A 12076-nucleotide genomic window follows, 5' to 3' on the forward strand; every position below is an offset into this window, starting at 1 on the left:
CCCGCGCGCCGCGTTCAAGATGGAGAAGAAGAGACTTCTCGTCATCCCTCACTTCCCGCCGCTGCCGCATGTGGTTGTACGGGGCCAGGCGCTCGCGCTCGGGCTCGCGAACGACTTCGACGTCCTTCTCCTTTCCTGGTTCTACGATCCCCTCGAAGAGAGCTCGGCGGCGAGACGGTACGCGTCGCGTCTCTCCGGCCTGTTCAGGCGCCGCCTCGTGCGCCGGTGGAAAGAAATCCGGATCGTGGAGACGCCGCTCCTCTACGCGCGCCGCCCGGACTCCGGCCTCGTGCGATGGATCAACACGAGAATCGTCCGGGGCGTGATCGAGGAGTTCGGCGTCGATCTCGTGCTGAACGAGCTATCCCTCGTAGACTGCGCCGATCTTCGCAGGCCCTACCTGATCGACATCGTCGATCTGCCGTCGGAGCGCGACATGAGGCAATGGAGGAGACAAGCCGAAGGAGCGGTCGGCCGGGTGACCGTAACGGGCGGCATCCGAGAGGAGCTTCGAAAGAACGGCATCGAAGCCGAGGTGATCGGGAACGGGGCCGATGTCGAGAGGCTCCGGAGCGCGGAGGGGACCGCCGTTCGCCGGCGCTACGATCTCGAAGGACGGTTCGTGATCGCATACATCGGGAACCACGCCGAGTGGTCGGGGCTCTTGTTCCTCTTGGATGTCTTCAAGCAGCTGAGAACCAGGATCCGAGAGGCGGCCCTGCTCATCGTCGGCCCGGGTTCAGAGATCTCGAGGGCGAAGGAGAAACGGGACCGCGAGCGCATCGAGGCGGTCTGCTTCACGGGACCGGTCGATGCATCCGAGGTTGCGGAGTACTTCGCGGCGTCCGACATCGGTGTCCTGCCGTTCGAGCTGGACCCGCACGCGAACCTCTCATTCCCGATCAAGGTCATCGAGTATCACGCCGCCCGTAAACCGGTGGTCGCGAGTCCGCTCCGGGTCTTGCAGGAGATCGGGCTCTCCGGCGTCGTTCTCGCCGAACGCCGGGTCGACTCGTGGACGAGCGCGATCGAGAGACTGCGAAACACGAACTGGCGTCCTGAGTGGGACGAAGAGATCGCGGAGTACGACTGGCGCAAGCTCTCCGCGAGGCTATCGGCCCTCATTCGGTCCGGGCTCCCGCTCTCCCCCTGAGACGAGGACCGCCGAGAGAACCCAGAAGACGCCCATGAGCCGGTGGAGGTTCATGAAGTCGCCCGACATGTTGAAGATCACCAGGATCGCGAACGCGGCGGGAAAGAACCCGATTCGGGCCCCGCGGAGCATTCGGTCCTTCTCCGGGACCTTGGAGGATCGAAGGGCCTGGAGTAGAACGGCTACGATCACCCACAGGAGCCCGATCATCCCCATCGCTCCCGATTCGGCCAGTGTCTTGACGAAGTAGTTGTCCCGAAGCTCGAACTTCATCGCCCCGGCCCCGAGAAGCGGGCTCTTCTTGAACGCCTCGATCGCCGCGCTCCACATCTCGAGGCGAATCGAAAAGGAGATGTCCCTGGCCTTCCCCGCAGCGACGCTCGCGATGGTCCCCGCCCGGGACGCAACAGACGCGGGAACGAGCAGATAGGCCAGGAGAGCTCCCGACAGCAGAACCGAGAAGACGGCGAGCTTCTTCCGCGGAGCAATCCCCAGCAGCAAGAAGCAAAGCATCCCGGCGCCGATCGCGATGTATCCCGTCCGGCTGAACGAGAAGACCAACCCGAAGCCGATCAACCCGATCCCGCACAAGTAGAGAAGGCGAGAACGCGCCGAACGCGCCTCGAGAATCGCCCCCATGAGCAGGAGACCCGTGAAAACGAGGAACGCGGCGAGGTGATTGTGCTGATGATCGAATGTCCCCGTGGTGAAGAAGCCTCTCTTGGAAACCCACTGCCATACGGCGATCGCGCCCTCTAGAACACCCGTCGCAAGAACCGTTCCGACGATCCACCGGCGGTGCCTGGTCTCGAGCGTCAAGCCGGCGGCAAGAAAGAAGAGGGAGAGGTAGAAGAGAAACTGGACGAACCGGAGCAGCTGCTCCCGGTTCCCGATCAGGTAGGCGGCGTTCATGCTGACCGAGAGGGTCAGCACCGCGGCAAAGAAGAGAAGCGGCGCCGATAGAGGGGTTCGAGGGAAACGGAGGGGAGCCGGGCTCGCGACCTCCTTGAACGCCCTGAGAACGACGAACGCCATGACCAAGATCGTGCTGATGTACAGATTGCCGATCGGAAGAGGAATCTTCGGCGCGAGCGGCATCGCCAGGAGAAGCACGAGAAGGGCATGGACCGGCTTCCACCAGGAGAGAGCGGCGAAGCAGCAGAGCCCAACCACGCCGAGGACGATCTCCTCCACGCCGAGGGCGAACGCCGGGATCAGGAGAAGCGCGACGAGAAGGGGCGGCAGCGCCCACGTCCATGCTGCCCGCGAACCGTCTTCAGGGACCATGCTCGTCGATTCGTTCTCCGAAACCCGGCGCCGAGGAAGCGATGGCCTGCTCGCCTGCGCGGCCGCACGGAACGACGCAAGCGAGACCTTGGTTGAGCGGATCCTCCCCTCATGCTAGGCTATCCGATCAAGCCGGGCATGACAACAGGGACAGGGCCCGCGCGATGCGCCGGGGAGCGGAGAAGGTCTTCCGCCCGACGAAGCCGACCGGTGCGGGGACCGCTTTCCCCAGAGAAACGACCCGGATGGCCGAGACGAGCACAGTTAGCAGGATCCGCGCCAATCTTCTCGCAAACTACATTTCACAGATCGGCCTGAAGCTCCTCGCCTTTCTTTGGTTGATCGCCGTCGCCAATCGGCTCGGGGCGACGGAGTACGGCAAGCTCGTCCTGGCGATCTCCATCACGTCCGTTCTCGGGATCCTTATCGATTTCGGGCTCTCCGTTCTCGTGACGCGGGAGGTGGCACGGAATCGCGGCCTCGCCCGAACTCTCTTTCTCCGATCTCTGGCGCTCAAGATCCTCTCTTCCTTCGTGTTCTCGCTCCTCACGGTCTTCGTGACGAAGCTCCTCGGGTATCCGGGAGACACGGCGCGGGTCATTCACATCCTGGTTGTTTTCGCCATTCTGATGAACCTCGCTTTGGTGCCGCAGAGCATTTACTACGCGTATGAACGGATCGCGCTGTCTTCTCTCATCAGCTTCATCTCGAAGGCGTCCGCCGTACTCGCGGGGTACGTTCTGCTCGTCCGCGGATTCGGCATCTACTGGATCGCCGGCTCCATGGTTCTCGAGGGAATCGTCGACCTGATCCTCGGGCTCGTCTTCTTCCGGCGCGTGCTGGGCAGAACCGCTCAGAGCGGAGACGGCGCTGCGGGATTCGACCTGATTCGACGCGCCTTCCCCTTCGCAGTGATCTCGGTCATGGGCGTCTTGCTCTTCAGCATCGACACGATTCTCCTCTCGCGTCTCAAGGGCGATCTCGCCGTCGCGTGGTACAACGGCGCGTTCCGGCTGATGGCGGCGATGCTCTTTCTACCCGAGACCTTCGCGGTGACCGTTTACCCGCTTCTCTGCCGGCGACATCAGGAAGAGGGCGGGCTCGCGGCCTGGCTGGAGCCCTCTTTCCGGTTTCTGCTGCTTGGAGGTCTCTGCATCGCCGCTCTCTTCCTCTTCTCTCCCGGTGTGATCATCCGGCTCCTCTATCCATCGGATTTCGAGCCGGCCGTCGGTGTTCTCCGAATCTCGGGGGCGGTCGTCGTGCCGGTCTTTCTCAACGTGCTGCTCGGGTCCGCTCTCAACGCCATGAACCGAGAAAACATCCGGCTTGCCGCGACCTCTGGCTCGGTCGCCTGGATGCTCGGGGCGAACCTGATTCTGATTCCCCTCTACGGGCATGTCGGGGCTGCGGTCGCGGCCTTGTCCACCCACCTCGGTCTCCTCCTCGCGTACCTGTTCATCCTGAGAAAGGAGATCGCGGTACTCGCGAGGCCCGGTTTCTTCGTGCGGACCGCGGCCGCTCTCGTCATCTCCGGACTCGCATCCGTTGCCGCCGCCCGGGCGGTTCCCGCGGCAGCTCTCCTCGCGGCGCCTGCCGGCTTCGCGGCAGGAGCCCTGCTGATGGGGGCCGTCCGGAAGGAAGACTACAAGCTCGCCGCGCGGCTCCTCCGCGAGAGACGGACGGCGAGCCTCACGGATGGAGCGGGGCCGACCTAGCCCGGATTGTGCGAGCGATTCGTTCGCGCCTCCTGCGAAAGCGCCTCGCCGTAAGCTTCGAGGATCGATCGGATCGTCTCTTCCCGAGAAAAGCGACGGACGGTCTCGTGAGAGGGGGCGGCCAGGCTTTCGTACAGATCCCGATCATCGACGAGGGAACGGATCGCCTCGACGAGCCCGCGGACGTCGCCCGCCTCGAAGAGAAGGCCGTTTCGGCCGTGATCGACGATCTCGGGAAGCCCCCCCACACGGCTCGCGATCACCGGCCGTCCGCGAGCGAGCGCCTCGACCGCGACGATCCCGAACCCCTCGCGCAGAGACGGAACGACCAACACGTCGGTCTCCTTCAGGAACTCGGCGACGTCCTCCTGGAAGCCGATCGCCCGGATCCGCCCGGAGGAAGCCGCAGCATCGATGCGCGCCCGGATTCCCCTCTCGAAGGCGGAGCCCTCGCCGGCCGACCAGTTGCCGCAAAGAAGGAACTCGGCATCGCCTCCCGCCTTCAAGAACTCGATCGCGGCGTCGACGAAGACCCGAAACCCCTTCTCGACGGAGAGACGGCCGATCGCGGCGAAGACCATTCGCCCGGACGCGGGTCGCCGCGGAAGAGGAGTGAAGCGGCCGAGATCGATCCCGTCCGGTATAATCCTGACATTCGATTCGGAGCCCTTCCGGAGGTGCTTCGCCGAGACGGCGGACGAGATCGCGACGACGACGACGGCTCTTCGTCCGATCCACCGAACCAAGCCGCGGCGCTCCTCGAGCGTGCGATCGTGGAAGACGAACGGTCTCCTACGCGAGCGCGGCAGGAGAGCGCACACGAGCGCGGCACGCTCGCTATTCGCATGCAGGAGATCCGGGCTCCATCGGGCGACCGCCCGCATCAGATCCCGGACGCCGACAGGGATCCCCAGGAACTCGGATACCCCGCGGGTGCGGTTCATCCGTTCGTTCGACCGCAACCCCCACGGTTTCCACTTGTGCCCCGCCTGGGTGAGGCGGCCGGCGATCCTCCCGCGCCCCGTGGCCAACACGAACGTCTCGTGTCCCTGCGAGCGCGCCCCGTCGAGGAGGGAGAGGAGCGCCTCCTGTCCGCCGCCGTGCGTCACGGACGTGTCCAGGTAGAGGATCTTCATCCGGTCGCCCCCCCCGAACGGTCGACCACCGATTGGAGCCAGGTCTCGAGTCTCGCGGACGCCACGGGGAGCGCGAACCGACGATGGACTCGCTCCCAAGCGCGGAGGCCCATGCGGCGGCGCAACGACTCATCGCCAAGGAGGCGTACGACCGCGCGCGCGATCGCTGCCGGATCCTCCGGATCGACCAGGAGCCCGGTCCTCCCGTGCAATACGGCGTCGCTCACCCCGCCTACGCGCCCCGCGACGACCGGCTTCCCGAAGAGAGCCGCCTCCAGGAAGACGAGACCGAATCCTTCCCTCTCGCCTCTCGCTTCCCGCGATGGGAGCGCCAAGACGGAGCACCTCGAGTAGATCTCACGGAGATCCGCGTCCGAGACCTTCCCGAACAACCGAACGGCGGAGAGCGCCGGATCTTCCCGAATCCTCTTCCGCAGGAGGTCCTCGGAAGGCCCCGATCCGACGATCCAATACTCGCATGACGGGAATTGTTCACGGATCAAGGGAAGCGCCTGGAGCATCCGGTCCTGTCCTTTGCGTGGATCGATCCGCCCCACGCTCAACACGACGGGAGACGCGGAGGCGGGCGGATCCGTCGGCGCGGGATCCCCCCAGGAAGCGGGGTCGACCGAGACCCAGCGCCGCGTCCTTTCCCGCGGACAGCCGAGCGATGCGAAGAGCTCGGCGGTGCTCGTGCTGTTGGCGAGAACGAGCGCCGCGCTGCGGCTTGTCACGCGCAAGATGCGGCGGCGAATCCGGCTCCGGACGGCCCTCTCCAGCTCCTCGCCGTGTCCGGCGACAACGAACGGGACACGATGGAAGTGGGCGACCACCCAGGCGGCGAAGGCAGGGATTCCGGCCTGGGCCGCAAGGACGAGGTCGGGCTTCTCTTCGCGAACGAGTCGACGCGCATGGAGAACGTATCGGAAAAGGTCTCCCGGGCTCCATGAGGCGGGAACCATGCGAAAGAAGGGACCGCGATGGATGCGGATCGATGGGGTCTCGACTCCCGTGCCGCGAGCGGCCTCCGAATCGGGCGCCAGGACCAGGAGATCGTGCCGGGCCAGGGCGCGGCACAAGGTCCAGGTCCATCGCGAGATGCCTCCCCCGAGCGGCGGGAAGTCGATGGTGAGGACGAGGATCCGCATGTACGTTCCGAGGGAAGCCGCGCGGGCGCCGCCGGGCAAACCTACCCGGGCCTTCCATCGAGCAGCTCGCGATAGATGTGCCACAGTCTTTCGACCATCGTCTCGAGAGTAAACTCCTCGAGCGCGCGAGCGCGGGCATTCGCGCCGAGCCGCGCGCGAAGACCTTCGTCGGAGAGGAGCCTCGAGAGGGCATCGGCCAGCGCTTCCGGGGACCGCGGCGGGACGACGAGCCCGGTGACCTCGTGCCGGTTCACGTACGGGACCCCGGTGTCGAGAAGCGTGCTGACGACCGGCTTCCCGCACAGGTGGGCTTCCACTTGGCACAGGCCATAAGCCTCGCTCCTCAAGTGCGCCGGAAGACAGAAAACATCGCACGCGTGCATCCACGCGATCGCTTCCCGCTCTCCGAGCGCCCCCAAGAAGTGCACGCGGTCCTCGAGGCCCGTGGATCGGACGAGCCGTTCGAGCTCCGGCCGCATGGGCCCGTCCCCTCCGATATAGAGGTGAGCCGACAGGTCCCGCATGGCCCGAACAAGAAACGGAAGCCCCTTGTAGTATCGGAGAACGCCCAGAAAGTAGACGCGCGGCCCCTCGGTGCGGCTCAGCAGCTCCGAGACCTTCTCGTCCATCGCTGCGGTTCGCTCGTACGGTTTCGGATCCACACCGAGCGGAACGACCCGGCAACGCTCCGCGATCTCCCGCAACACCGGAGAGCTGCGCGCATAGGCGGGGCTTGTGACGATCAGCGCGTCCGCACGCCGAAGGAAGGCGCGCTGAGCCGGCGCATAGAGAGCGCCGGTCACCTTCTGCCGGACGATGTCGCTGTGATAGGTTGCGACGATCCTCCCCCTTGGCCTCGTCAGGAGCGCGCTGATCTCCGCGGTCGGATTCGGCAAGTGGAAGTGGATGATGTCGCTGTCGAGCTTCTTGAGCCAGTAAGGAAACGCGGGAGCGACCGGCGCAGAGACCAAGCGTCCGAGATCGGCGACTTTCGTGACGGGAATGCCCTCGACGACCTCGTGCTGGGTGCGGCAGTTCCTGTTGGCGACCAGGACCCTCACCTTGCATCGTTCCCGAACCGCAGTGGAGAGGCCGTGAACGTGCCGTTCGATCCCCCCAACGATCGGCGGGTAGTAGTCCTTGTATACCTGAAGGAGAGTGAAGGACATGAGGGACCTGCCGTTGTCGCGAGCACGCTCCCGCATGGGATTGCCCGCCTCGATGGGAGGGGATCTCCGACCCGATGAGGCGGCGAGAAGCTCGGCCAGGTCGCGGGAGCCGCGGCCCGGGGAACGATTTGCCGCGAGGAATCGTATCCCCGGCCCGTGCCGCGGTCAAGGCCGCCTTGGGCGCCTGAGGACGGCCCCGGAGTGTTCCGTGCGGGAAGGCGCTCTTTCTTGACAGAGCGAGAAGCGATCTCGATAATCCCCCTTGTCTTCCGTTCGGAACTCGCCCAGACCGGGATCCCCGAATCCCCGCGAAACGGAACCGGTGCGGTCCAAGTTCCCTCGGAATGAGGAACACGAGATGCGCGGTACCGCAGGCCTCGTTCTTCTCTCGATCCTCCTGCTCGCCGGCTCCACGGCGGGGGCAGCCGGGCTGATCGGCCTCCCGGCCGTCGCGGCGGATTCGCTTGCCAGGCCCGCCGGCGGGCGGGTGCGGCCGATACTTGAAGGGTCGATTTCCGCGGACGGCTACGTTCTGGGGCCCGGGGACGAGCTGGAGATCGGGTTCTGGAAGGAGATGGACCGAAGGTGGATCGTTCGGATCGAACCGGAGGGCTTCGCGCTCATACGGCCCGTCGGTCCGATCGAGCTCGCGGGTCTCACTCTCCTGGACGCGAAGACGAAGATTCGCGAGGCCCTCGCCCACTACTATCGCGAAGAGGATCTCTCCGTCTCGCTCAACTCTCTTCGCTCGTTCATCGTCCACGTGGTGGGGAACGTCTCTAGTCCGGGCCCCAAGGAGGCGATCGCGACGCAAAGAGTATCCGAGGCGATCGAGGCCGCCGGGGGTCTGTCCGAAGCCGCCTCCACACGGAACATCTTGGTGCGCCGACGGGATGGGGGCTTCCAGAGGGCGGATCTCATCGCCTACCGGAACACCGGGGATCTATCGAAGAACCCGTTCATGAGGGATGGGGACGTGATCGAGGTTCCCGTCGCCACGCGCCGGGTCAGCGTCTACGGGGCGGTGGGAAGGCCGGGCATCTACGAGCTCGTGGAGGGGGAGACGGTCGGCGACCTCGTGGAGGTCTCAGGTGGTGTGTTGCAGGGGCTGGACTCGTCGTCGGTCGAGCTGCAGCGCTTTCTCGCCAAGCAACCCGACAGCTCTCGGGGGATCTTTCTCACGCTCGATGACGCGTTGAGGACCGGGCCGTCGGGGTTCCGGCTGGAAAACGGGGATCGCGTCTTCTTCCGGAGCCTCCGCGACTGGCAAAGAGATGCGGGGGTCGAGCTTCAGGGGGAGTTCTCCCGGCCGGGCCGCTACGTGATCCGTGAGGGCCGGGATCGAGTTCTCGATGTCCTCGACCGCGCGGGCGGGTTCACCGCGCGCGCGGCGCCGGAAGAGGCGAAGCTTCTCCGGACGCTCTTCGAATCAGGCGGTTCCGGAGTCGACAAAGAGGTCCGCTTCCTGGTCGACCAGCAGCCCGAAAAGCTGACGCCCGAGGACTACGAGTTCCTGAAGACCTTCTTCCGCGAGGACTACTCGAGACTCGTCATCGATCTCGAAGGGCTTTTCGTCCGAGGAGACTCGACGCAGAACCACTTCTTGCGCGACGGCGATGTCGTCGTTCTCCCCACGCGGGTCTATGTGGTGCGCGTCAGCGGGCGCGTCGTCTCTCCGGGGCTCGTCTCCTTCCAGCCCGGCCGGGCGTACCGGGAATACATCGATGCCGCCGGCGGTTTCGACCGCACAGCGGACAAGGGAAAGGTCCGCCTGATCAAGAAGCGGTCCGGGGCGCGCCTCAAGCCGGGCTCGAGGAGCGAGATCGAATCGGGAGACATGATCTGGGTGCCGCCGAAGGAAGAGCGCGACTGGTGGCAGATCACTCGCGAGACCTTCGCCCTCGCCGCTCAAGTGGCGACGATCTACCTCGTGATCGACCGAACGCAATGATGGAAGATCGAGGAACAGTCTCCCTGCTGGAGCTCGCCGCGGTTCTCGTTCGCCGCAGAAGGATGATCGCGACCGCGACCATCGGCGCGCTCGTCCTGTCCGCCATCGTGAGCGTCTTCCTACCCCGATGGTACCGCTCGACGGCTCTGATCCTCCCTCCGGAGACCTCAGCAAGCCAGCTGGACGTCACGGGCATCCTCCAGAGCGTCGGCTTCGTCCAGCCGGCCCAGCTTCCGAGCCTCTCGAGCCCCTCGGATCTGTACAAGGCGATCCTGGAGAGCCGAACGGTGTGCGGCGCTCTCGTCGATTCGTTCGACCTGGCCACCGTCTACAAGAGAAGGTCGCGGCAGAGGGCCATCGAGGCACTCAGGAAGCACTCGGACATCGCGGCGACCGACGAGGGACTGATCCGCGTGTCGGTGGAGGACCGGTCCGCCGAGCGCGCGGCCGACATGGTGAACGCCTACGTCTTCGAGCTGGACCGATTCAACAAGGAGAGTGTGTCCGGGCGCGCGGGTCGCACACGGGAGTTCGTCGAGAAGAGGCTTGCGGAGACCGAGACGCGTCTCGGGCGAGCCGAGGAAGACTTGAAGAGCTTCCAGCAAACCACGGGGGCGGTCGCTCTAACCGAGCAGGCGATCGTCTCAATCGAGACCGCGGCGGAGATCTGGAAGAGCATCATCGCCCTCGAGGTGGCGATCGCAACCACCGCCGGGTTCGAATCCAAGCAGTCGCCGAACGTGGTCCGGCTGCGCGCGCAGATCAGAGAGCTCCAGAGCAAGCTCTCCCTCATCGATGGGAGCGCGTCCGATCCCTCCGCCGAGAGCGGGACGACCATGCAGGGCTCCTTCCTCCTAGGGCTCAAGGAAACCCCGGATCTCGCGCTGCGATACGGGAGGCTCCTGCGGGAGGTCGAAATTCAGCGGACGGTGCACGCGTTTCTAACCAAGCAGCTGGAAGAAGCCAAGATCCAAGAGGCGCGGGACACACCGACCGTTCAGATCCTGGATCCGGGAATCCCGGCCGACATCGCCTCGAGGCCGAGGAAGAAGGCTATTGTGGCCGCCGTGACCGGCCTCGCCCTTCTCCTCTCCGTCGTTTGGGCTTTCGTTCTGGAGCGCCTCGATAGAATTCGCTCGGACGCCGAGACGGCCGAGAGGTGGAAGTGGATCTCCGGTCAGGTCCGCCGAGACCTCTCCCAGCTGCGGAAGACCGGACGGCCCCGCGGAGACGGAGAGTAGCCGCCGTCCGCTTGCACCCACAGCCGTTAGAAAGCAGGAAGAATCGCCCCACGGGAGCCCCCAGGGAGGCGACCCGAGCCAGGGCATCGGACGGCAGGATGACCACGAGCATGCCGCTGGTCAGCGTGGTGATCGCGGCCTACAAGAGCAGGCCGGACTATCTGTCGACCGCGATTCGAAGCGCCCTCGATCAGACGTGCAGCGATCTCGAGATCCTCGTCTCGGACGACTCCCCCGACGATGCGCTCGGCAAGGTCGTCGAGGGATGCGCCGACGCGAGAGTGCGGTACCGCTGGAACCGAACCCCGCTCGGCGCGGCGCGTAACCACTGGGCCTCCTTCCTTGAAGCCCGTGGGGAGTACGTCGCGGTCCTCAACCACGACGACCGCTTCGCCCCGACATTTCTCGAGAGGCTCGTCGCGCCGCTCCAGAGTCATGAAGAGCTCGTGCTCGCCTTCTGCGACCACTGGGTGATCGACGAGGACGGACGGATCCTGACCGAGCAGACGGAGAAGAATTCAGCACGGTGGGGACGCTCGCGGTTGACGGAAGGGACTCATCGCCCGTTCTTCGACCTTCTCATCGCGCAGGCGGTTCCCATGGCCGCAGGCGCGGTCTTTCGGAGAGAGCGTCTCCCCGCGGCGCTCCCCGCCCTGGCCGGCCCGGCATACGACCTATGGATGGCCTACCTCCTGTGCAGGGAGGGGCTCGGAGCGTACTACGTCCGCGATCGCTTGTGCAGCTGGAGAGCCCACTCCGAGAACCTGACCAGCCGAGGCGGGTTTGACTGGCGGCTCGGGGCCGCCGAGTGCTGGGCGACGGTGGCAGCCGATCCCGCGCTCGTTTCCGTCCGAGGTCCGGCCAGGGAAAGAGCGGCGTTCGCTCTTTCATCTTGCGCGGCGGCTGCATGGCGGAGCGGCCGGAGAAGGGAGTGCCTCTCCTTCGGCTTGCGGTCTTTCCGAATGCGGCCGACGTGGAGGGGTGCCTTCGCGTGTCTCCTGCCGCTTCTTCCGAAGGAGCGAGTCCCCCGCGGGGCCAAGCCCGCGACCGGCGCAGGCGGCGATCCGGAGCCGCCCGACGAAGCACGTGCAGGATCCGGGTCAGGACGATAGGAGGCTTAGGAAGATCTCGTGCACGGCCGGGTCCATCGTCAGCTCCGGATGGAACGCGGCGGCGAGGATGTTCCGCTGGCGGACGAGGACCGGCTCGCCGCGCAGGGTTCCGAGCACCTCAACGTTCTTTCCGACATCAAGGATTCGAGGGGCGCGGATGAAGA

At 65.6% G+C, this 12076-nt stretch carries 10 protein-coding genes; 5 read left to right on the plus strand and 5 right to left on the minus strand.

Going from position 1 to position 12076, the window contains the following annotated elements; genetic code table 11:
* Positions 1 to 19: 19 nt before the first annotated feature.
* Positions 20 to 1153: a glycosyltransferase gene (locus FJY73_06955; protein MBM3320398.1), complete on the plus strand. Its 1134-nt coding sequence runs from the start codon at positions 20 to 22 to the stop codon at positions 1151 to 1153.
* Here the strand turns inward: FJY73_06955 and FJY73_06960 are convergent.
* Positions 1112 to 2440, minus strand: a complete 1329-nt coding sequence (locus FJY73_06960) for an O-antigen ligase family protein (GenBank protein ID MBM3320399.1) — start codon at positions 2438 to 2440, stop codon at positions 1112 to 1114. The genes FJY73_06955 and FJY73_06960 overlap by 42 nt on opposite strands.
* A 245-nt stretch (positions 2441 to 2685) precedes the next feature.
* Between FJY73_06960 and FJY73_06965 the strand changes: the two genes are divergently transcribed.
* Complete coding sequence (locus FJY73_06965) at positions 2686 to 4155, plus strand: flippase (GenBank protein MBM3320400.1); 1470 nt, start codon at positions 2686 to 2688, stop codon at positions 4153 to 4155.
* On the opposite strand, the gene FJY73_06970 is transcribed toward FJY73_06965, so the two are convergent.
* Genes FJY73_06970 through FJY73_06980 form a run of 3 tightly spaced genes read right to left on the minus strand, consistent with a single transcriptional unit; the run spans position 4152 to position 7608 of the window.
* The gene (locus FJY73_06970) at positions 4152 to 5291 is read right to left on the minus strand and encodes a glycosyltransferase family 4 protein (GenBank protein ID MBM3320401.1); all 1140 of its coding nucleotides are present in this window, start codon (positions 5289 to 5291) and stop codon (positions 4152 to 4154) included. The two genes, FJY73_06965 and FJY73_06970, sit on opposite strands and share 4 nt — an antisense overlap.
* Positions 5288 to 6439: a glycosyltransferase family 4 protein gene (locus tag FJY73_06975; protein MBM3320402.1), complete on the minus strand. Its 1152-nt coding sequence runs from the start codon at positions 6437 to 6439 to the stop codon at positions 5288 to 5290. The genes FJY73_06970 and FJY73_06975 overlap by 4 nt, the downstream gene beginning before the upstream one ends.
* 41 nt (positions 6440 to 6480) lie before the next feature.
* Entirely contained in the window at positions 6481 to 7608 is a 1128-nt protein-coding gene (locus FJY73_06980; protein ID MBM3320403.1) for a glycosyltransferase, read from the minus strand.
* A 358-nt stretch (positions 7609 to 7966) separates the two neighbouring features.
* On the opposite strand from FJY73_06980, the gene FJY73_06985 reads away from it, so the two are divergent.
* The 3 genes from FJY73_06985 to FJY73_06995 all read left to right on the plus strand — a co-directional run bounded on the left by FJY73_06985 (position 7967) and on the right by FJY73_06995 (position 11912).
* Positions 7967 to 9559 (plus strand): SLBB domain-containing protein, encoded by a 1593-nt coding sequence (locus FJY73_06985; GenBank protein MBM3320404.1) that lies wholly within the window; start codon positions 7967 to 7969, stop codon positions 9557 to 9559.
* The gene (locus FJY73_06990) at positions 9556 to 10800 is read left to right on the plus strand and encodes a hypothetical protein (GenBank protein ID MBM3320405.1); all 1245 of its coding nucleotides are present in this window, start codon (positions 9556 to 9558) and stop codon (positions 10798 to 10800) included. Before FJY73_06985 ends, FJY73_06990 begins: the two co-directional genes overlap by 4 nt.
* A 110-nt stretch (positions 10801 to 10910) precedes the next feature.
* A complete protein-coding gene (locus FJY73_06995; GenBank protein ID MBM3320406.1) occupies positions 10911 to 11912 on the plus strand; it encodes a glycosyltransferase in 1002 nt (333 codons plus the stop codon).
* Here the strand turns inward: FJY73_06995 and FJY73_07000 are convergent.
* The coding region (locus FJY73_07000) for a pyridoxal 5'-phosphate synthase glutaminase subunit PdxT (protein ID MBM3320407.1) at positions 11901 to 12076 on the minus strand (176 nt) is incomplete at its 5' end. The two genes, FJY73_06995 and FJY73_07000, sit on opposite strands and share 12 nt — an antisense overlap.

Source organism: Candidatus Eisenbacteria bacterium, from assembly GCA_016867715.1.
GTDB lineage: Bacteria > Orphanbacterota > Orphanbacteria > Orphanbacterales > Orphanbacteraceae > VGIW01.